General features: G+C 52.7%; 21 protein-coding genes. 13 read left to right on the top strand and 8 right to left on the bottom strand.

Annotated features, from left to right (window positions below):
- Positions 1-303 precede the first annotated feature (303 nt).
- Both ABLV17_RS23720 and ABLV17_RS23715 read left to right on the top strand, forming a co-directional pair.
- Positions 304-1,896: an ABC transporter substrate-binding protein gene (locus ABLV17_RS23720; protein ID WP_183269070.1), complete on the top strand. Its 1,593-nt coding sequence runs from the start codon at positions 304-306 to the stop codon at positions 1,894-1,896.
- Positions 1,897-2,031: 135 nt separating this feature from the next.
- On the top strand, positions 2,032-2,700 hold the full coding sequence (locus ABLV17_RS23715; protein ID WP_032708181.1) for a DUF3313 domain-containing protein: 669 nt from the start codon (positions 2,032-2,034) through the stop codon (positions 2,698-2,700).
- Positions 2,701-2,745: 45 nt separating this feature from the next.
- On the opposite strand, the gene ABLV17_RS23710 is transcribed toward ABLV17_RS23715, so the two are convergent.
- Entirely contained in the window at positions 2,746-3,642 is an 897-nt protein-coding gene (locus ABLV17_RS23710) for a DMT family transporter (protein ID WP_348854721.1), read from the bottom strand.
- 183 nt (positions 3,643-3,825) lie between these two features.
- Here ABLV17_RS23710 and ABLV17_RS23705 point away from each other — a divergent pair, with 183 nt between their 5' ends.
- Complete coding sequence (locus tag ABLV17_RS23705; RefSeq protein ID WP_113373266.1) at positions 3,826-4,695, top strand: AraC family transcriptional regulator; 870 nt, start codon at positions 3,826-3,828, stop codon at positions 4,693-4,695.
- Here the strand turns inward: ABLV17_RS23705 and ABLV17_RS23700 are convergent.
- A complete protein-coding gene (locus tag ABLV17_RS23700; protein WP_348854720.1) occupies positions 4,672-5,844 on the bottom strand; it encodes a benzoate/H(+) symporter BenE family transporter in 1,173 nt (390 codons plus the stop codon). The genes ABLV17_RS23705 and ABLV17_RS23700 overlap by 24 nt on opposite strands.
- Before the next feature lie 88 nt (positions 5,845-5,932).
- Here ABLV17_RS23700 and ABLV17_RS23695 point away from each other — a divergent pair, with 88 nt between their 5' ends.
- Entirely contained in the window at positions 5,933-6,478 is a 546-nt protein-coding gene (locus ABLV17_RS23695; protein WP_348854719.1) for an XRE family transcriptional regulator, read from the top strand.
- Positions 6,479-6,710: 232 nt separating this feature from the next.
- Complete coding sequence (locus tag ABLV17_RS23690) at positions 6,711-8,672, top strand: U32 family peptidase (RefSeq protein WP_113373268.1); 1,962 nt, start codon at positions 6,711-6,713, stop codon at positions 8,670-8,672.
- A 9-nt stretch (positions 8,673-8,681) separates the two neighbouring features.
- Here the strand turns inward: ABLV17_RS23690 and ABLV17_RS23685 are convergent, their stop codons facing one another.
- The 4 genes from ABLV17_RS23685 to ABLV17_RS23670 all read right to left on the bottom strand — a co-directional run bounded on the left by ABLV17_RS23685 (position 8,682) and on the right by ABLV17_RS23670 (position 11,614).
- Complete coding sequence (locus tag ABLV17_RS23685; RefSeq protein WP_087859526.1) at positions 8,682-8,918, bottom strand: DUF2554 family protein; 237 nt, start codon at positions 8,916-8,918, stop codon at positions 8,682-8,684.
- 163 nt (positions 8,919-9,081) lie between these two features.
- Entirely contained in the window at positions 9,082-9,207 is a 126-nt protein-coding gene (locus ABLV17_RS23680) for a DUF2474 domain-containing protein (protein ID WP_087859527.1), read from the bottom strand.
- Positions 9,207-10,217: a cytochrome d ubiquinol oxidase subunit II gene (cydB, locus tag ABLV17_RS23675; RefSeq protein ID WP_087859528.1), complete on the bottom strand. Its 1,011-nt coding sequence runs from the start codon at positions 10,215-10,217 to the stop codon at positions 9,207-9,209. Before cydB ends, ABLV17_RS23680 begins: the two co-directional genes overlap by 1 nt.
- A complete protein-coding gene (locus ABLV17_RS23670) occupies positions 10,217-11,614 on the bottom strand; it encodes a cytochrome ubiquinol oxidase subunit I (RefSeq protein ID WP_308958880.1) in 1,398 nt (465 codons plus the stop codon). Before ABLV17_RS23670 ends, cydB begins: the two co-directional genes overlap by 1 nt.
- Positions 11,615-12,481: 867 nt before the next feature.
- On the opposite strand from ABLV17_RS23670, the gene ABLV17_RS23665 reads away from it, so the two are divergent.
- From ABLV17_RS23665 to patD, 6 genes are all read left to right on the top strand, one after another.
- Complete coding sequence (locus tag ABLV17_RS23665) at positions 12,482-13,894, top strand: PLP-dependent aminotransferase family protein (RefSeq protein ID WP_087859530.1); 1,413 nt, start codon at positions 12,482-12,484, stop codon at positions 13,892-13,894.
- Between the two features lie 319 nt (positions 13,895-14,213).
- Positions 14,214-15,359 (top strand): putative ABC transporter substrate-binding protein YdcS, encoded by a 1,146-nt coding sequence (gene ydcS, locus ABLV17_RS23660; RefSeq protein WP_308958879.1) that lies wholly within the window; start codon positions 14,214-14,216, stop codon positions 15,357-15,359.
- Positions 15,360-15,376: 17 nt separating this feature from the next.
- A complete protein-coding gene (locus ABLV17_RS23655; protein ID WP_087859532.1) occupies positions 15,377-16,390 on the top strand; it encodes an ABC transporter ATP-binding protein in 1,014 nt (337 codons plus the stop codon).
- A gap of 1 nt (position 16,391) precedes the next feature.
- Complete coding sequence (locus tag ABLV17_RS23650; protein ID WP_087859534.1) at positions 16,392-17,321, top strand: ABC transporter permease; 930 nt, start codon at positions 16,392-16,394, stop codon at positions 17,319-17,321.
- Positions 17,311-18,117 carry an ABC transporter permease gene (locus ABLV17_RS23645; protein ID WP_113373273.1) on the top strand — a complete coding sequence of 269 codons (807 nt, stop codon included), beginning with the start codon at positions 17,311-17,313 and terminating at the stop codon, positions 18,115-18,117. The genes ABLV17_RS23650 and ABLV17_RS23645 overlap by 11 nt, the downstream gene beginning before the upstream one ends.
- Positions 18,118-18,138: 21 nt before the next feature.
- On the top strand, positions 18,139-19,563 hold the full coding sequence (patD, locus tag ABLV17_RS23640; RefSeq protein ID WP_087859537.1) for an aminobutyraldehyde dehydrogenase: 1,425 nt from the start codon (positions 18,139-18,141) through the stop codon (positions 19,561-19,563).
- Between the two features lie 234 nt (positions 19,564-19,797).
- Here the strand turns inward: patD and ABLV17_RS23635 are convergent, their stop codons facing one another.
- Positions 19,798-19,920 (bottom strand): small membrane protein, encoded by a 123-nt coding sequence (locus tag ABLV17_RS23635; RefSeq protein ID WP_087859538.1) that lies wholly within the window; start codon positions 19,918-19,920, stop codon positions 19,798-19,800.
- A 451-nt stretch (positions 19,921-20,371) separates the two neighbouring features.
- On the opposite strand from ABLV17_RS23635, the gene ABLV17_RS23630 reads away from it, so the two are divergent.
- Positions 20,372-20,656, top strand: a complete 285-nt coding sequence (locus tag ABLV17_RS23630; protein WP_308958878.1) for a hypothetical protein — start codon at positions 20,372-20,374, stop codon at positions 20,654-20,656.
- A gap of 51 nt (positions 20,657-20,707) precedes the next feature.
- Here ABLV17_RS23630 and yncL read toward each other — a convergent pair whose 3' ends face one another.
- Entirely contained in the window at positions 20,708-20,800 is a 93-nt protein-coding gene (gene yncL / locus ABLV17_RS23625; protein WP_064571558.1) for a stress response membrane protein YncL, read from the bottom strand.
- A gap of 193 nt (positions 20,801-20,993) precedes the next feature.
- Here yncL and ABLV17_RS23620 point away from each other — a divergent pair, with 193 nt between their 5' ends.
- Entirely contained in the window at positions 20,994-21,167 is a 174-nt protein-coding gene (locus ABLV17_RS23620) for a GhoT/OrtT family toxin (RefSeq protein ID WP_015366412.1), read from the top strand.
- Positions 21,168-21,236: the final 69 nt, after the last annotated feature.

Here is a 21,236-nt window from a genome sequence, read left to right as displayed (position 1 = left end):
CCTTCTATATACCCGTCATACTTCAAGTTGCATGTGCGTTGGCAATAACTCGGCCCATCCCTGGGCCTCGCCCTTACGGGCGCAGTGAACTGCGTTCAAATTCGTTCCTGACGAATTTGTCCTCACTCACCCCAGTCACTTACTGGAGTAAGCTCCTGGGGATTCGCTGCGTCGCCGCCTTCCTGCAACTCGAATTATTTAGGGTATAGTTATTTTTAAGGTGTTTGCAATCTGGCTTTAGTGTTATCTATGGGCAATAAAACAACAAGCTATTCATTAGTCAAAAAATGAAAAGGGAAACGCATGCAACGCACATTTACTTCAATAGCTCTGACGATAGCGGCATTAGCGGTGAGTTCCGCTGTGAATGCGAAAACACTGGTTTATTGCTCTGAAGGCTCGCCGGAAAACTTTAATCCGCAGCTTTATACTTCCGGGACCAGCGTCGATGCCAGCGCGGTACCGATATATAACCGGCTGGTGGACTTTAAAGTTGGCACCACGGAATTGCAGCCCAGCCTGGCGGAAAGCTGGGAGGTGAGCGACGATGGCAAAGTTTATACTTTCCACTTACGCAAGGGCGTTAAATTCCAAAGTAATAAGTATTTTAAACCGACCCGTGATTTTAATGCCGATGACGTTATTTTTTCCTTTATGCGGCAAAAGGATCCGAATAACCCTTATCATAACGTCTCTAATGGCAACTACTCCAATTTTGAAAGCCTGGAGTTTGGTTCGTTAATTACCGCAATTGATAAACCGGATGAATATACGGTGCGTTTTACCCTCGCGCACCCCGAGGCGCCTTTTGTCGCTGACCTCGGCTGGTATTTTGCTTCAATCCTCTCTGCAGAATATGCCGATGCGATGCTGAAAGCCGGAACCCCGCAGCGCGTTGATATGGATCCCATCGGGACCGGGCCATTTAAGCTGGCGCAATACCAAAAAGATTCGCGGATTTTGTTTACCGCATTCCCTGATTACTGGCAGGGAAAAGCGAAAATCGATCGTTTAGTATTTAGTATTACGCCTGATGCCTCGGTGCGTTACGCTAAACTCGAGAAAAATGAGTGTCAGGTCATGCCATTCCCTAATCCCGCCGATTTACCGCGGATGAAAGAGAATCCGCAGATCAATCTGATGAGCAAAGCTGGGCTTAATACCGGGTTCCTGGCCTTCAACACGCAGAAAGCGCCGCTGGATAACGTTAAGGTACGTCAGGCATTGGCCATGGCTATCAACAAACCGGCAATTATTGACGCGGTGTTCCACGGTACCGGTACGGTAGCGAAAAATCTGCTGCCGCCTGGCGTCTGGAGTGCAGATGCCGATCTGCAGGACTACAGTTGGGATCTGGAAAAAGCCAAAGTGCTGCTGCGTGAATCCGGCGTGAAGGGGCCCATCACCATCGACCTGTGGGCGATGCCGGTTCAGCGTCCCTATAACCCGAATGCGAAACGGATGGCGGAAATGATCCAGGCCGACTGGGCTAAAATCGGCGTGCAGACCAAAATCACCACCTATGAATGGGGCGAATACCTTAAGCGGGTGAAAGACGGCGAGCATCAGGCGGCGTTGATGGGCTGGACCACCGCGACCGGCGACCCGGATAACTTCTTTGGCCCATTATTTACCTGCCAGTCGGCCAACGGCGGTTCTAATTCGGCGAAATGGTGCTACGCGCCGTTTGATAAAATTATCGCCGAAGCCAAAACCATCACCGACAGGCCACAACGAGAAGCTTTGTATAAACAGGCGCAGCAGATGATGCACGATCAAATGCCGGCCGTGATGATTGCGCACTCAACTATTTTTGAACCGGTGAGTAAATCGGTGACCGGGTATGAAATCGACCCGTTTGGGAAGCATATTTTTTATCAGGTGGACGTAAAATAAGCATCGTAAATAAATCCGCCGCGTTGGCGGATTTATTTTTTGCAAGGAGTTGACGGACCACCATTTTTGTCACAAAACTAAGCGTGAAATTTTGTTATAAACCTTGCCGACAAACTGCATTTACAGGGATTATCCATGCGTACAAAAATGTTATTTAAAGTAGCCGCTCTGGCCGGGCTACTGGCATTAACTGGTTGTGCATCCAAACTGGCGCAACCGGAGCAGTATTCCGGATTTTTAAAAGATTATTCTAAGTTAAAAGAGACCACTTCGGCTTCCGGCAAACCAGAACTGCGCTGGATCTCCCCGGACTACAATCCGAGCAATTACGACAATGTTGTCTACCGTCCAATCACCTACTACCCGGTGCCGAAACCAACGACTCAGGTAGGGGAGAAAGCGCTGCAGGACATCCTCAATTACACCAACAAGCAGATGAAGCAGGCCATCAGCGAACGTAAACCGTTGGCGACTACGGCTGGCCCGCGCAGCCTGATTTTCCGCGGCGCAATCACCGGTGTTGATACGAGTAAAGAAGGTCTGCAGTTCTATGAAGTGATCCCGGTGGCGATGATTGTCGCGGGTACCCAGGCGGCAACCGGCCATCGCACGATGGACACGAATCTCTACTTCGAAGGCGAACTGATCGACGCGAAGACCAATAAACCGGTTATTAAAGTTGTACGTAAGGGCGAAGGTAAAACGCTGTCTAATGAGAGCACGCCGCTGACCGCTGATACGTTGAAGCAGGTGATTGATGATATGGCGATCGATGCGGTGAAATTCGATCCGTCGCAGAAGTAATTGATGCGTTAAGCCCGTCTTGCGTGTTGCCTGACGGGCTTATTATTAAGCCAGCCGGCGGCGCATAAACAGCTGTTCGGGGCGGGCGAACATCACCAGATTTCCTACCAGTATTAACGCCAGACCTAGCACCGCGTTGCTATGCCAGACGTAACCTTCGTAGAAGGTGGAGATAGTTAACGCCACCAGCGGGAAAAGCAGCGTGCTATAGGCCGCTTTGCTGGCCCCGATACGGCCTACCAGAGTGAAATAAGCGCCGAACGCGATAACCGAACCGAACAACGCCAGATACAGCAGGGCGCCCATATAACTCCAGGTCCACTGCGGCGTAAAGTTATCGCCGCGCAGCAGCGCGATCGCCCCCATCACCAGGGTGCCGTAAAACATGGCCCAGCTATTGGTGGTCAATGTCTCAAGCCCGCGGCGTTGGTGGCGAATACTCAGCATGTTGCCCAATGAAAAACCGTACGTTCCCAGGGCGCTCAGGCCAATTCCCCACAGCAGCGACGCGTTTAGACCATTGGCGAGGAGATCGTCCCAGAAAAGGGTGACAATTCCTGCGAGCCCCAGTGCCGCAGCCAGCCAAAAGCGCCCCGGTGGCTGCTGGCGGAAGAAAATAAAACTATTGATCGCGTTAAATAAGACCGCCATCGAAAAGATGACCGACTCAAGACCGGTATTGATATGCGCCGCGGCGGTATAAAAACACCAGAAGTTAAAACAAAAGACGCAGCAGCCTTGCAGCATGCAAAAGAGATGATCGCGCATCGCCAGCGGGCGCAGGCGGCGGGTAATCAGCAAAATTGTCAGCATAGTGACGCTGGCGACGGCAAAGCGCCAGAAAATCGATACCGGCGCGGCGACGGGCCCTTGTTGTAAAAAGATAGCAATCCATGTGGTACCCCAGATAACCACCACCAGCCCGTAGAGTAATGCGTTCAAAATGTCTCTCCTTTAATATGCCTGGCGTAAGTGTGCGATTTTTCCTGGCAAAGCGCTGTCACCGTTTTGTTGCTGACTTGCAAAATCTTGCGCTTATTTTTCACAAGCTCATGGTCAATGCTGGTAAGCGGTGATGACAATTCATAGACTAGAGGTCTGCGGATTAAAAACGATGTGAAGGCTATGGCATACGGGACGTTCGAAACATTACAACAACAAAATGCGGTGCTGCGGGGGACCGTAGAACTCAATTCCGGGATCCAGCTTGCCGCGTGGTACAACGACCTTGACCGGATCACGGTGCGCAGCGACCACCACACGTTGAGCCTGTATGTCGCCGATGGTTACGAAAGCTACCAAAAAACGCCCTACGGCTGGAGGAACGGCGGCGGGCCGGATCGTTTTTGTCTGATGCCAAAGGGGGACGAAAGCACCTGGGATATTCGCGGCGATCTTTCGTTCGTTCATCTCTATTGCACCGATGAGCACCTGCGCCGCGTCGGCGAGCAAATTTGGGACCGCAGCCCGGCGTCTTTCACCTTGCAGGAAAAAACCTTCGCCAGCGATGACAAAATTACTGCGGTTTATCGTCAGTTTCTGCTCGATAACGACTGGCGCCAGCAGGCTAATCAATTACTGTTAAGCTCGGCCAGTACGCTGCTGTTAACGCATCTGATTCAAAACTATTCGAACGTCCAGTGGCGCCTGCCGACGGTTACCGGTGGCCTGGCGCCGCATCTGTTGCGTAATCTGTTGGCGTGGATTGAGGAGCACCTCGAGCAGCCGCTAACGCTCGCCGACCTTGCCGCCCAGGCTTCGCTTAGCGAATACCATTTTGCGCGGATGTTCCGCCAGTCAATGAATATGGCGCCGCACCAGTATGTGATGCAGCGGCGGATGATCAAGGCGCAACATCTGATTTGCCACACCCAACGGCCGTTGACCGAGATAGCGCTGGCCTGCGGGTTTAGCTCCGCCAGCCATTTTAGCCACCGGGTTAAGAGCGCCACGGGTCTTACGCCAAGCCAGCTACGCGCGGCGCAGCGTGGTTAACAGCATATAGCTGATACCGCCGAGGACCAGCCCCCAAAAGGCCGAGCCGACGCCTGCAAGGCTAACACCGCTGGCGGTGACTAAAAAGGTTACCACTGCGGCATCGCGCTCGTTTTCTTGCCCCAGCGCTTGATAGAGGCTGCCGCTAATGGTTCCTAACAATGCCAGCCCCGCCAGCATCTGGATCCACACCGGCGGCAGCGCCGCCATTAGCGCGGTTATCGAACCGCCAAATAGCCCCGCCAACAGATAAAACACACCGGCCGCCGCTGCGGCGAGCCAGCGCTTATCCGCATCCGGATGCGCATCCGGGCTTTGGCAGATGGCGGCGGTAATGGCGGCGATGCACACGGAATAGACGCCAAATGGTGAGAATAGCAGCGCCAGCGCGCCGGTGAATACGATAAGCGGCGAGACCGGAACCCGATAGCCTGATGCCTGAATGGTCGCCAGGCCGGGCGCGTTCTGTGACGCCATGGTGACAAGGAAAAACGGTACACCGACGCTGAGCAGTAGCGAAGGGGTGAACTGCGGCGTAATCCACTGCGGAGCAACAAAAACCATATCGTTTGCCACTGGCGACAGCGAGCCGGTTAGCAGGGCGATGATCCCGCCCGCCGCTAACGCCGCAACGACCGCAAAACGTGGGTAAAGCGCTTTGCATAACAGCCAGGCGGCGAACATCCCGCCGCATAGCGGGAGATTATCCTGCAAACTGCCAAATGCCTGCAGACCAAAACGCAACAGGATCCCCGCCAGCATTGCCGCCGCCAGCGAATGCGGAATGATCTTCATGAGGCGGGCAAACAGTCCCGTCACGCCGCATAGCAGAATCAGGGTGTTGGCGAAAACAAATATTCCCACCGCCTGCGCCAGCGTCGCTCCCTGTAATCCACTGACCAGTAAAGCCGCGCCTGGAGTTGACCACGCGGTGAGGATGGGGACTTTCCGCCATAGCGTTAATACCAGCGTGCTGACGCCCATCGCCAGGCCAAGGGCGGTCATCCAGCCAGCTATTTGCCCGGCGTCGGCGCCAGCGGCGGCGGCCGCTTGCCAGATGATGGCGGCGGAGCTGGCATAGCCTACCAGCACGGCGACAAATCCCGCGAGCAGCGTGGGGATGGGAAGGGTAAAGGAGCGCATGAACACCTCTTGTGCGTTATAACATACGACGAAGGTAGCATTGTGCGTTATAGCGTACAACTGGTAATATCAAGAAAATGATGAGGAGCCATCCATGAATATTGCGCAACATCTGGCAACGACGCTGAAAAGCCTGCGTCAGCAGCGCGGCTGGAGTTTGTCGCGGCTGGCGGAAGAAACCGGGGTATCGAAAGCGATGCTCGGGCAAATTGAACGTAATGAATCCAGTCCAACGGTCGCGACGTTGTGGAAGATAGCCACTGGCCTCAATGTGGCGTTTTCGACTTTTATTGTCGCTGATGAGTCCGCAGCGCCCGCCGCCTTCGACCCACAGCAGCAGGCGATGGTGGTGACGCCCATCTTCCCATGGGATCCTGAACTGCGTTTTGACCATTTTTCGATTACCCTCGCCCCCGGCGCACTGAGCGAATCGACGCCGCATGAGACCGGCGTCATTGAACATGTCGTGGTCATTAGCGGTACGCTGGATTTATGTCTGCAGGGGCAGTGGCATTCATTGCAGGCGGGAGAAGGGCGGCGCTTTGCCGGCGACCTGACGCACGCTTACCGCAATAGCGGCGCGCAGACGGCGCACTTTCATTCACTGATTCATTATCCAAAAGAAAAAGCCGCGGATTAATCCGCGGCCAATCAAGATGACTGAGACTAAAATTCACAACGTGACGAGGAAAATCCGGAATACGCAGCCACTGTAACCTTGCCGGGTTTTCATGAGAAATAGCTTTTTCTTCAATGCATTGCCGATTTCTGCAAATTCGCTGTGTGGGCGCGGCGGAAAATGTTTTCGTCTGCGCCCAGTTCTGACTACAATAGCCGCCATTTCGACCCCTATAACGGATAACGACGAGCGTATGCGCCTGCAAAACCATCATCTTGAACTTCTTAGTCCTGCCCGCGATGCCGGGATCGCCCGTGAAGCGATTTTACACGGCGCCGACGCGGTATATATCGGCGGGCCGGGCTTCGGCGCGCGGCATAATGCCAGCAATAGCCTGAGCGATATCGCCAACCTGGTGCCGTTTGCGCATCGCTTTGGCGCGAAGGTGTTTGTGACGCTGAATACCATTCTTCATGATGATGAACTGGAACCCGCGCAACGGCTGATTACCGATCTGTACGAGACCGGCGTTGATGCGCTGATCGTGCAGGATATGGGGATTATGGAGCTGGATCTGCCGCCGATTGAGCTGCACGCGAGCACCCAGTGCGATATTCGCAGCGTCGAGAAGGCTAAGTTTCTCTCTGATGCAGGCTTCAGTCAGATTGTTCTGGCCCGCGAACTCAACCTCGATCAAATTAAAGCGATCTATGATAATACCGACGCGACTATCGAGTTCTTTATTCACGGCGCCTTATGCGTAGCCTATTCCGGTCAGTGCTATATTTCTCATGCGCAAACCGGACGTAGCGCCAACCGCGGCGACTGCTCTCAGGCTTGCCGCCTGCCTTACACCCTGAAAGACGATCAGGGGCGCGTCGTGGCCTATGAAAAACATTTATTGTCGATGAAAGATAACGATCAGACTGCCAACCTGGCGGCATTGATCGACGCCGGCGTGCGCTCCTTTAAGATTGAAGGGCGTTATAAGGATATGAGTTATGTGAAAAATATCACCGCTCACTATCGTCAGATGCTGGATCGTATTATTGAAGACCGCGGCGATCTCGCGCGTTCTTCCGCCGGGCGCACCGAACACTTCTTCGTGCCGTCGACCGATAAAACGTTCCATCGCGGCAGCACCGACTATTTTGTTAACGCGCGTAAGGGCGATATCGGCGCGTTTGATTCGCCGAAATTTATCGGCCTGCCGGTAGGCGAAGTATTAAAAGTCGGAAAAGATTATCTCGATGTCGAAGTGACCGACGCGTTGACTAACGGCGACGGTCTGAATGTGATGATAAAACGTGAAGTTGTCGGCTTCCGCGCCAATACGGTGGAGAAAACGGGGGAAAATCGTTATCGCGTCTGGCCAAACGAAATGCCGGCAGACCTGCATAAAGTGCGTCCGCACGAGGCGCTTAATCGTAACCTCGATCATAACTGGCAGCAGGCGCTACTGAAAACTTCCAGCGAGCGCCGCATTGCGGTTGATATCGCGCTGAGCGGCTGGCAGGAACAGCTGGTGCTGACCATGACCTGCGAAGACGGCGTCAGCGTCACGCATACGCTGGATGGCGAATTCGCCGAAGCGACCCAGGCGGAAAAAGCGCTGGCCAATTTACGAGATGGCGTGGCGAAGCTCGGCCAGACCATTTACTACCCGCGTGATGTGCAGATTAATCTACCGGCGCTGTTTGTTCCGAACAGTATGCTTAACCAACTGCGCCGCGAAACGGCAGAGATGCTCGATCGGGCGCGCCTCGATGCCTGGCAGCGCGGAACGCGTAAACCGGTCTCCGTACCACCGCCGGTGTATCCGGAAACGCATCTGTCGTTCCTGGCGAACGTTTATAACCACAAAGCGCGCGCTTTCTACCAGCGCTATGGCGTTCAGCTGATCGATGCGGCGTATGAAGCTCATGAAGAGAAAGGCGACGTGCCGGTGATGATCACCAAGCATTGCCTGCGATTCGCCTTCAACCTGTGTCCGAAGCAGGCTAAAGGCTCGATTAAGAGCTGGAAGGCGACGCCGATGCAGCTGATCCATGGTGACGAAGTGTTAACGCTGAAATTTGATTGCCGTCCATGCGAAATGCACGTGGTGGGTAAAATCAAAAATCACATCCTCAAGATGCCGCATCCGGGCAGTATCGTCGCCTCCGTCAGTCCTGACGAGCTGATGAAAACGTTGCCCAAGCGTAAAGGCGCGTAAGGGCCGTTCTCACGGCGGACAGTTATGCGCTTTTGCTTTGCGCGCATACTGCCGGTGGTGATGCTCGCGCAGCGAACTGGCGGTATCCTCAGCCCGGCTGCGTAGTTCATCGCAATCAGCCTCGTGCAGTAACTGCTGTTCGAGGCTTTGCACCGGGAAATAATCATGCCCCTGACGTTGGGCGAGCAGATGCCCGGAGAATAACCCGCACATCAGCACCACTGCCGCTATTCCTCTCCGCCACATATCATTTTCCATATCAATAAATAACGCATGATTAATATGATTGATTTAATATTGGTTTTTCTGCCTGGTTATCAAAGAAGCGCAAGGCTTTGTCAGGCTAGGCTGAAGAAAGATGAAAAAAAAGCCTGACGCGATAAGCGCCAGGCCAGGGAATAGATTTTTTTCAGGCGCGAAGCCCGGCGGCGTTCATCAGCAGACGGAAAATCATGCTGATGGCGCCCAGCGCCAGCACGCTAGCTCCCCATATGGCCGCCAGCCATAGCAAACGTTTTATCCATGATCTCTCCATCAGTGATATCCCTCGCCAGGTTGAACTTTGCCGCGGAAGACGTAGTAGCTCCAGAAGGTATAACCAAGAATGACGGGAATAATCAGTAGCGCGCCAACCAGCATAAAGCCCTGGCTTTGCGGCGGCGCCGCGGCCTGCCACAACGTGATCCCAGGCGGAATAATATTCGGCCAAATGCTGATCCCAAGTCCGCTAAACCCAAGAAAAACGAGCCCCAGGGTCAACACGAACGGCAGGCAATGACCGTCGCGTTGCCCAAGCGTGCGCCATAGCCAGGCGCTGATGGCGATAACCAGCAGCGGTACCGGCAGCAGGTAAACCAGATTCGGCAGGCTAAACCAGCGCTCGGCGATCGCCGGCTGGGAGAGCGGCGTCCACAGACTAATCGCCGCTATCACTATCAGTAAGGCCAGCAGCAGAAGGCGTGAAATTCTGCGCATGGTATTCTGCAGCGGATTCTCGCTTTTCATTACCAGCCAACTGGCGCCCAGCAACGCGTAGGCAACGGTGAGGCCGAGACCGCAGAATAGGGTAAATGGCGTGAGCCAATCCCACATTCCGCCGCTAAAGCTGCGACCGCTGACCGGAAAACCATGAATGACCGCGCCGACGACCATGCCCTGGGTGAATGTCGCCAGTAGCGATCCGCCCAGAAAAGCTTTATCCCAGAAAGGACGGTGCGAGGGGGTCGCTTTGAAGCGAAACTCAAAGGCCACGCCGCGAAAAATAAGCCCGATCAGCATCAGGGTGAGCGGCACCGACAGCGCGTCGATAATCACCGCATAGGCCAGCGGAAAAGCGCCGAAGAGGCCTGCGCCGCCAAGCACCAGCCAGGTTTCATTGCCATCCCATACCGGTGCGACGCTGTTAACCATCACGTCGCGCTCTTCACCGCCGCGTACGGCGGCAAATAGTATCCCGATCCCTAAGTCGAAACCGTCCATGACGATGTACATCAGGGTGGCGAACACGATGATAACAAACCAAATAACCGATAAATCAATACCCATTAGCGGGACTCCTTGTGCTGAAAACCATCCGTAACGGCAGAAAGCGGACGCGCGGGCGTTCCTGATGGCACAGGTACCTGCTCTTGCGGCCCTTTGCGGATCAGGCGCAGCATATAGCTATAGCCAACACCGAATACCGAGCTGTAGACGGCAATAAAGGCCAGCAGGCTAATGGTCATATGCAGATCGCCGTGAGCTGATACGGCCTCGGAAGTGCGCTGTACGCCGTAGACCACCCACGGCTGGCGGCCGACTTCGGTGGTCACCCAGCCAGCCAGAATCGCAATCAGTCCGGAAGGCCCCATCCATAACGCGAAGCGCAGGAATGGTTTTGAGGTATACAAACGCTGGCGATAGCGCAGCCATAGGGCTATGACGCCAAGCAGAATCATCAGCATTCCCAGGCCCGCCATCAGACGAAATGACCAGAAGACAATGGTTGAGTTAGGGCGATCTTGCGGGGCGAATTCCTTCAGCGCCGGCACCTGTTTATCGAGGCTGTGGGTGAGGATCAGACTGCCGAGGGCAGGTATCTCCAGCCCGTAGCGGGTACGTTCTTGTTGCATGTCCGGCCAGCCGAACAGCAGCAGCGGCGTCGGTTCGCCGGGCGGATTTTCCCAGTGTCCTTCGATAGCGGCAATTTTCGCTGGTTGATATTTCAGGGTGTTAAGCCCATGCATATCGCCGATTAATGCCTGAATGGGGGCGACAAGCAGCGTCATCCATAGCGCCATAGAGAACATCGCGCGGATAGCAGGCGTTCGGTTGCCACGAAGCAAATGCCATGCGGCGGAGGCGCCCACGAATAACGCGCTGCTAAGAAACGCAGCAACGGACATATGGAATAAGCGGTAGGGGAAAGAGGGATTAAAGATAACGGCCAACCAGTCAACGGGTACCACCTGGCCGTTAACGATTTCAAAACCTTGCGGCGTTTGCATCCAGCTGTTTGAGGCCAGGATCCAGAACGTGGAAATGATGGTGCCCAGCGCCACCATGCAGGTGGCGAAAAAATGCAGACCGGGGCCGACGCGGTTCCAGCCAAATAACATCACGCCAAGGAAACCGGCCTCAAGGAAGAAGGCGGTAAGAACTTCATAAGTTAGCAGCGGGCCGGTAATGCTGCCTGCGAACTGCGAGAAACCACTCCAGTTGGTGCCGAACTGGTAGGCCATAACCAGCCCCGAGACCACCCCCATACCAAAGTTGACGGCAAAGATTTTCGACCAGAAATGATATAGCGAGCGCCAGACAGGATTTTTTGTTTTTAACCACAATCCTTCAAGTACCGCCAGGTAGCTGGCAAGACCGATGGTGATCGCGGGAAAGATGATATGAAATGAGACGGTAAAGGCGAATTGGATCCGCGCCAGATGAAATGCATCAAGACCGAACATGCAGGACTCCACAACAAAATTGATTCAGCGCAATTTTAAGGGGTGGCGGGGAGTGATAGCAGAGGCAGAAAAGCGCTTTTTTATGATAACAGTTGCGGATTGTTATTCTTTCTATCTCTGTTTCATATTTGTGAAGTCAATTCTCATGTCACTATAAATAATAAATTACGTATTGTGAATTTATTCCTGTGATACTTCACATTTTTGTTTACGATTTTCCTTATTGCTTGCGCTGTATTTCATTAATTATTCTGCTAGCCTGTAACGGTGCTGAGTTTAGCTGCAGGGTTTGTTTTTTTAAATATCCATATTTATTATGTGAATTGGTTATTTATTGTAATTTGATATATTCAGTTGATGAAAAAAGGGAGACGGTTTGTCAAAGAAAGGACTGCGAAGTTTACTTATCTCATTGTTGATAATGAGCATTTTTTGGCTTGCTGTGGGCGGTGGAGTCTATCTGATGATTTGAGTTATTATTATCCTCAGCATGAAATCACTTCATTATTAGATGCGTGATGAATTTATCTCATGCGAGGTTAGCGAGCTTTTTTAATCGTTGGTTCACAACATGAGAAACAACGCATATCAACGTTCAAACGATTGGGTTTTGCATTGATATACCGTGCGTTTAATGGATATGCCTCATGACGTTCTGGCTCGGATAATATTTTATTACTATTCTCAAATGCGCATATTTCATTAGTGATAATACAATCTCATGTTATTTGAACATCAGCGTCATCGCTTGCAGTGCGAAACCAGTACTTATCCGGTCATATCTATTAGCTATATCAGTTTTTAAAACCTGCCATTTTTGACCATCTGTTATAAGATACGGGTCTCGTTGGTTAAATGGATGCGGTAATGAAAAAATATCAGCAGCTTGCGCAACGGCTCACGGAACAGATCGCGCTCGGCGTTTGGCAACCCGGCGATCGCCTACCTTCATTACGCGAGCAGGTTGTCAGCAGCGGAATGAGTTTTATGACCGTCAGCCATGCCTACCAGTTACTGGAAAGTCAGGGACGAATTATCGCACGCCCGCAATCGGGTTATTATGTGGCGCCGCAGCCGGTAAAACAGCGCCAGCCTGAACCTCCGGCGCAAGTCACGCGCCATGAGTCGGTAGATATCAACACCTATATTTTCGACGTCCTGCAGGCAAGCCGTCAGGCTTCGATGCTGCCTTTTGCTTCCGCCTTTCCCGACCCGCGCCTGTTCCCCTTGCAGCAGCTAAATCGTTCTCTGGCGCAGGTGAGTAAAACCGCTACCGCCATGAGTGTGATTGAGAACCTGCCGCCGGGTAACGATGAGCTTCGTCATGCGATTGCCCGGCGTTATGCGTTGCAGGGAATGAACGTATCGCCGGATGAGATAGTCATCACCGCCGGTGCGTTGGAGGCATTAAACCTCAGCCTGCAGGCGGTGACTGAACCCGGCGATTGGGTCGTCGTAGAGAATCCGTGCTTTTACGGCGCGCTGCAGGCGCTTGAACGTTTGCGGCTAAAAGCGCTATCGGTGGCCAGCGATGTGAAAGAGGGGATCGATCTGGCGGCGCTGGAACAGGCTTTGCAGAGCTACCCGGTAAAAGCCTGCTGGCTGATGACCAATAGCCAAAACCCGCTCGGATTTACGCTGACGGCGGACAAAAAAGCGCGGCTGGTGTCGCTATTGACGCGCTACAACGTCATGTTAATTGAAGATGACGTTTACAGTGAGCTGTACTTTGGTCGGGAAAAACCGCTACCCGCAAAGTACTGGGATCGTGATGAGATGACGTTGCACTGTAGCTCATTTTCAAAATGTCTGGTTCCGGGGTTTCGTATCGGCTGGGTCGCTGCTGGCCGACATGCCCGCCGTATTCAGCAGTTACAGCTGATGAGTACGCTATCTACGAGTTCGCCAATGCAGTTGGCGCTGGTCGATTATCTTTCTACCAAACGCTACGACGCGCATTTGCGCCGTTTACGTCGTCAGCTTGCTGAGCGGAAACAGCTGGCCTGGCAAGCGCTACTGCGCTTTTTACCCGCAGAGGTCAAAATTCATCATAGCGACAGCGGCTATTTCCTGTGGCTGGAGTTGCCCGCTGGTATCGATTCAGGCGAACTCAGCGCACTGGCGTTGCGGGATAACATCAGTATTGCACCGGGTAAAATGTTTTCGACCACGGCCGACTGGACTTCATTTTTCCGTTTTAATACCGCCTGGGGCTGGGGAGAAAAAGAGGAGCAGGGTGTGAAACGGCTCGGCGAACTTATACGTCAACTTTTGCCTTAGTTTATTCATCGCTTTTTTTTAATTGCCGGCTTTTATTTTCCCGGCAATTTATCCCCTTCATTCTCGTATTCATTAATCAGCTTAAAATATCCACCATTAGCGGGTCGTCATAGGGAATATGCATACTCGTCCTTTTGCCATAACTCTTTGTCTATAATCCATATTATCGAATCGTGGTGGCGATTTTTGCGGAATGCGCACCTGGTCACAACCTGAGGAAATTTCCCCAGAGCCCCGCAGGCCGCCGTCTACCCTTATTAAGGGAGATATTTTTACGGCACGGCTGCCGCTACTTTTATTCTGACAGGAGTAAGTTCAAATGAGCAAAAAATTTGCCCGTGGCAGCCTGTGCGCGCTGAGTATGGTTGTGCTGACAGCGCAAGCCGCTGAACCGCCGACTTCGCTGGATAAAGGCGAAGGGCGGCTCGATATTATTGCCTGGCCGGGTTATATCGAACGCGGTCAGACGGATAAGAATTATGACTGGGTAAGCCAATTTGAAAAAGAGAGCGGCTGTCAGGTTAATGTGAAAACTGCCGCCACCTCTGACGAAATGGTCAGCCTGATGGCGAAGGGCGGCTACGACCTGGTGACCGCCTCCGGCGACGCCTCGTTACGCCTGATTATGGGTAAGCGTGTACAGGCGATTGATACCGCGCTGATCCCAAACTGGAAAACGCTTGACCCGCGAGTTGCCAAAGGCGCGTGGTTTAACGTCGGCGATAAAGTGTACGGCACGCCCTATCAATGGGGGCCGAACCTGCTGATGTACAACACTAAAACTTTCCCGACACCGCCTGATAGCTGGAAAGTAGTTTTCGTCAAACAGGACCTGCCGGACGGAAAAAGCAACCAGGGGCGAGTTCAGGCCTATGATGGTCCGATTTATATCGCTGATGCGGCGCTATTTGTCAAAGCAACACAGCCGCAGTTAGGAATTAACGATCCCTATGAACTCACCGAAGCGCAGTATCAGGCGGTGTTGAAGGTTCTGCAGGATCAGCATCCGCTGGTTCACCGTTACTGGCACGATGCGACCGTGCAGATGAGCGACTTTAAAAACGAAGGAGTGGTTGCTTCGGGCTCCTGGCCGTATCAGGCCAATGGTCTGAAAGGCGAAGGTCAGCCTATTGCTACCGTGTTCCCAAAAGAAGGTGTAACCGGCTGGTCCGATACCACGATGCTGCATAGTGAGGCAAAGCATCCGGTATGCGCTTACAAGTGGATGAACTGGTCGCTGACGCCGAAAGTACAGGGCGATGTCGCCGCCTGGTTTGGATCGCTGCCCGTGGTGCCACAGGGCTGTAAAGCCAGTACGTTACTGGGAGACAAAGGTTGCGAAACCAACGGCTACAACCAATTCGACAAGATTGCGTTCTGGAAAACGCCGATTGCCGAAGGCGGGAAGTATGTTCCTTATAGCCGTTGGACCCAGGACTATATCGCGATTATGGGTGGCCGCTAAGCGCCTGGAGACTGAACATGACGTACGCGGTAGAGTTTGATGACGTTTCGCGTCTTTACGGTGACGTGCGCGCGGTAGATGGCGTGACTATCGCCATTCGCGATGGCGAGTTTTTTTCCATGCTGGGGCCGTCCGGCTCCGGCAAAACCACCTGCCTGCGCTTAATTGCGGGCTTTGAACAGCTATCCGGCGGTTCGATTCGTATCTTTGGCCAGCAGGCCAGCGAATTACCGCCATGGCAGCGTGACGTCAATACGGTTTTTCAGGATTACGCGCTATTTCCGCATATGTCGATTATCGACAACGTCGCCTATGGGCTGATGGTGAAAGGCGTGGGCAAAAAAGAACGTCAGCTTCGCGCCCAGGAAGCCTTAGAAAAAGTGGCGCTTGGGTTCGTTCACGCGCGCAAGCCTGCGCAACTGTCCGGCGGTCAGCGGCAACGGGTCGCCATAGCTCGCGCGCTGGTCAACCAACCTCGTGTGCTGTTATTAGATGAACCGCTTGGCGCGCTGGATTTAAAACTGCGTGAACAGATGCAGGTGGAGTTAAAAAAACTTCAGCAGTCGTTGGGCATCACTTTCATTTTTGTTACTCACGATCAGGGTGAGGCGCTGTCGATGTCCGATCGCGTGGCGGTGTTTAACAATGGGCGTATTGAACAGGTCGACTCGCCGCACTCGCTCTATTTACAGCCTAAAACCGCCTTTGTTGCCGGATTTGTCGGCACCGCGAACGTTTTTACCCCAGACGTTTCTCAGCGCCTATGCGGCTTGCCCGGCGCCTGGTCGTTGCGTCCTGAACATATTCGACTGAATAGTGGCGGTGATATCCAGGTTCAGGGGACCGTGCAGGCGGTGCAGTTTCAGGGGGCGTCAACGCGTATTGAACTGAAACTTGCTGCGGGCGATAAACTGCTAGTCAGTCAGGCCAACGTCGATGGCGGGGCAGCGTTGAGCGCGCCACAGTTGGGGCAACAGGTATTGGCCTGTTGGTCGCGTTCGGCGATGGTTTCCCTGGAAAGCGGAGGCTGAGATGACGATGGCGCTTGTGCAACCAACGACCGGGCGAGTGTCAGGGCTGTTCTGGCGAAAACCCTCACTGGGTCTGTTTTTACTGCTGCTGGGTCCGCTGATGTGGTTTGGCATTGTCTATCTGGGGTCGCTCCTGACGCTGTTGTGGCAAAGCTTCTATACCTTTGATGACTTTACGATGTCGGTCACCACGGATTTGACGCTCGCTAACCTGAAGGCTCTGTTTAATCCCGCCAACTACGACATCATTGTTCGTACCCTGGTGATGGCCATCTGCGTGACTATTGCCAGCGCAATCCTGGCATTGCCGATGGCCTGGTATATGGCGCGTTATACCCGCGGCAAGATGAAAGCCTTCTTTTATATCGCGGTGATGTTGCCGATGTGGGCAAGTTATATCGTCAAGGCGTACGCCTGGACGCTATTGCTGGCGAAAGATGGCGTGGCGCAATGGTTCCTTGGCCACCTTGGTCTGGAGAGCGTGTTAAATATGGTATTGACCATCCCGGCGGTCGGCGGCAATACCTTATCGACCTCCGGGCTCGGGCGATTCATGGTATTTGTCTATATCTGGCTACCGTTCATGATCCTGCCGGTGCAGGCGGCGCTGGAACGTCTGCCGCCATCGCTGTTGCAGGCCTCAGCCGATTTAGGCGCCCGACCGCAACAAACCTTCCGCTACGTGGTACTGCCTTTAGCCATACCGGGTATCGCGGCAGGTTCTATCTTTACCTTTTCCCTCACGCTTGGGGATTTTATTGTCCCGCAACTGGTGGGGCCGCCTGGTTTCTTTATCGGCAATATGGTGTATTCGCAGCAGGGCGCGATTGGCAATATGCCGATGGCGGCGGCGTTCACGTTGGTGCCGATTGTTCTTATTGCACTGTATCTGGCGTTTGTTAAGCGCCTGGGAGCGTTTGATGCACTCTGAACGCGCACCGTTGTTTCTCAAAATTGCCACCTGGGGCGGGGTGATATTTCTCCATTTTCCACTGCTGATTATCGCCTTGTACGCCTTTAATACAGAGGATGCCGCTTTCAGCTTCCCGCCGAAAGGGCTGACGCTCCGCTGGTTCAGCGAGGCTGCCGCTCGTGCAGATATCATTGAATCAGTGACGTTGTCACTTAAGATCGCCGCTTTATCTACGGGGATTGCCCTGGTATTAGGTACTCTCGCTGCCGGCGCGCTGTGGCGGAGTACGTTTTTTGGTAAGAATGCCGTGTCGCTGCTGTTGCTGTTACCTATTGCGCTCCCCGGCATTATTACCGGCCTGGCGCTGTTGACGGCATTTAAAGCCGTTAATCTTGAGCCTGGCTTGCTAACTATCGTGGTGGGTCATGCGACCTTCTGCGTAGTCGTAGTGTTTAACAACGTTATTGCCCGATTTCGCCGGACATCATGGAGTCTGGTAGAAGCATCAATGGACCTCGGCGCAACAGGCTGGCAAACCTTCCGCTATGTGGTGCTACCCAATCTGGGGTCGGCGCTGCTGGCAGGCGGCATGCTGGCGTTCGCCCTGTCCTTTGATGAAATTATCGTCACTACCTTTACCGCCGGTCATGAACGGACGCTTCCTCTGTGGTTGCTAAATCAGCTGGGGCGTCCGCGCGATGTGCCGGTCACCAACGTCGTCGCTCTGTTGGTGATGTTAGTGACGACTGTACCCATCCTGGGGGCCTGGTGGCTAACCCGTGACGGTGAGAATAACGCCGAAAGCGGAAAATAATACACTTTACAGGATCATGCTATGCAACATAACCTTTTGATAAACGGTCAATTAGTGGCGGGTGAAGGCGAGGTGCTGCCGGTATTCAATCCTGCCAATGGCGAAACGATTATTGAGATTGCGGAGGCGACCGAGGCGCAGGTTGATGCCGCCGTCAATGCTGCAGATCGTGCGTTTGTCAGCTGGAGCCAGACAACGCCGAAAACCCGCGCCGAATGTTTGCTGAAAATGGCGGATGTGATTACTGAACATGCAGAAACGCTCGCCAAACTGGAGTCTTTAAACTGCGGTAAACCGCTACATTGTGTTATCAATGATGAAATGCCGGCGATTGCCGATGTATTTCGCTTCTTCGCCGGCGCCGCGCGTTGCCTGCCGGGAATGGCGGCCGGAGAGTACCTTGAGGGGCATACCTCAATGATCCGCCGCGACCCGGTTGGCGTAGTGGCCTCGATTGCACCCTGGAACTATCCGCTGATGATGGCGGCCTGGAAGCTGGCGCCCGCGCTGGCGGCTGGTAACTGCGTGGTGATTAAACCTTCGGAAATCACTCCGCTTACGGCATTGAAGCTGGCGGAGCTCGCGAAGGATATTTTCCCGGCTGGCGTCATTAACGTGCTTTTTGGCCGCGGCCCGACTGTTGGCGATCCGCTCACAGGCCATAGTAAAGTGCGTATGGTTTCGTTGACTGGCTCGATCGCCACCGGCGCCCATATTATTGGTCACACGGCGACGTCGATTAAACGCACCCATATGGAGCTGGGCGGTAAAGCGCCGGTCATTGTTTTTGATGATGCCGATATCGATGCCGTCGTTGAGGGCATTCGCACCTTTGGTTTTTATAACGCGGGCCAGGACTGTACCGCCGCCTGCCGTATTTATGCGCAACAGGGCGTCTACGAACGGCTGGTTGAAAAGCTAGGCGCTGCCGTGGCCAGCCTGAAAATGGGGCAGCCTGACGATCCGTCCACGGAGCTGGGGCCGGTAAGTTCTCTTGCCCATCTTGAACGGGTGACCGCGGCTGTCAACGCCGCACGCGCCTTACCGCATATTAAAGTGGTGACCGGCGGCAGTCGCGCGGCGGGGAATGGTTACTATTTCCAGCCCACGCTGTTGGCTGGCGCGCAGCAGGATGATGCTATCGTACAACGCGAAGTTTTTGGTCCGGTAGTCAGCGTAACGTCGTTTAGCGATGAGGAACAAGTATTAACCTGGGCTAATGATTCACAGTATGGTCTGGCCTCCTCGGTCTGGACGCAGGACGTTGGCCGCGCCCATCGTCTGAGCGCGCGTTTGCAGTACGGTTGCACCTGGGTGAATACCCATTTCATGCTGGTGAGCGAAATGCCGCACGGCGGACAGAAGCTTTCTGGTTACGGCAAGGATATGTCGATGTATGGGCTGGAGGACTACACGGTGGTTCGCCATGTGATGGTGAAACATTAAACATTAACGTACCGGCAGCATTACCAGGCTAATAGTTGCAATAGCAACAATTGTTAAAAAAGATAAGGGGTAATATGAGAGTATTCTTATACCCCTTCAAGAGCTAAGCCATTGTGAGTGCCGGAGATAAGCGCCGGATGGGGTGTAAACTACTAAGCATGTTATTAATTGTTAGATCCCTGCAGGATGATGCGGGGATTTTTTTTGTATCGACTTTTAAGAGCGATGCAATAATTAATGTTTATCTTTTTTAGATGGCAGGCCCGAGTGGCGGCGCTCACGAATATAAGAGACAAGGCTGTAGATTGCGATCACCAATAGAACTAAAGCCATTAGCAGGGCAACTATTCCTGACATAAGCGACCTCAAAATAAGTGAGAAAAAAAGCAAATACGTTATAACGAATAGTAATGAAACTATGCGGAAATCCGTGAATTTGCAAATAATAATTTCGTTCACCTACCGCAATATACAGCACAAAATAACAAGTAGAAAATCTACAGTCCGCATTAAGCGTAAGGATCAGAAGTCGATTGCTGATTATTTTGCGTAGTCAATTTAAGAAAATCCTCACCCCTTAAAGCCAAGTATAGTTAAATATCAATAATCCGGTATACGAAAAACCAGATCAATTTGTTATTTCCAATTATATAAATATTCTCTCCCTGGCGGGGCGGGCATGGCGGATCCCACTTCTTAGAAACGCGCTTCTGGAAGGTAATGGTTGTAGCAATAATGTTAAATATGGGTAGAGATCGCCACCGGGCCGTTGTTTGCATGTATGTGATTTGACTTTATCGCATCGCTCATGAGAAAATTTTACAAAATTTGTTATTCTGAAGTTGAATTGGTTTTGAAAAAGCTAGTATTTCTCCTGTTACTCACCGGCGTAAGCGCGATGCTTTACGGCAATCTCCCTGCCCAGCGTATTAGTGACTGTGAAAGCCTGGGGGCAAATGAGGACGTTTGCGCAGCGGTAGAGTGGGATAACGAAAAGCTGAATTTCTTGCCGCAATATAACCCGGAAAATCTTAAGACTATTGCTGCGCTTCAGCAGTCAGGCGCCGGGAAAAGCGCGACAGTTAAATCATAAAAAAAGCAGCCGCTGAGGCTGCTTTTTTAGGTTTAGTTGCTGAAAAAATTACTAAAACCAACCAAAACGAACGGATAACAGGCTAATAAGCGCAAGCGCTGCGCCGACATTAATCAGAATTACGGTTTTGCTGGAAACATCCATAACGCCACCTTTATGAGTAAGCCCCTACATTTATAGTCGGTGGCGTAGAGTTGCGCTATCGGACAACACTGAATCAACCGTTTTTCCATGGTCTTTGCAGCGATTTGTTTTGTGAAGTATTGATCTCTGACGTGCTAAGTGGTGCGGGACAGGATAACGCGTATGGCGCGATGTCTGACAGGGAAGGAAAAAAATGACTTTATACCAGAAGATGCTGGTTTTTTATGCCGTAATGGGCTGTATTTGTGCGTTGATAAGCTGGTTTTTAACTAAGGAAAGCCGCTGCATTCGCCTGCTGGCGGCGCTGTTGATTGGTGCGACATGGCCGTTCAGCTTTCCTATGGCGTTGCTGGTTTCACTGTTCTGAACAACAGAAATGGCTGGCCTAATTATCTTGATGTCTGTATATAAATACAGTTAAAAATAATAAGGATGC

Origin of the sequence: Klebsiella sp. CN_Kp091 (assembly GCF_040065095.1) — a bacterium.
Taxonomy (GTDB): Bacteria; Pseudomonadota; Gammaproteobacteria; order Enterobacterales; family Enterobacteriaceae; genus Klebsiella; species Klebsiella aerogenes.
The sequence above is the reverse complement of the archived record's forward strand: the minus strand, read 5'-3'. Positions and strand labels throughout refer to the sequence as shown.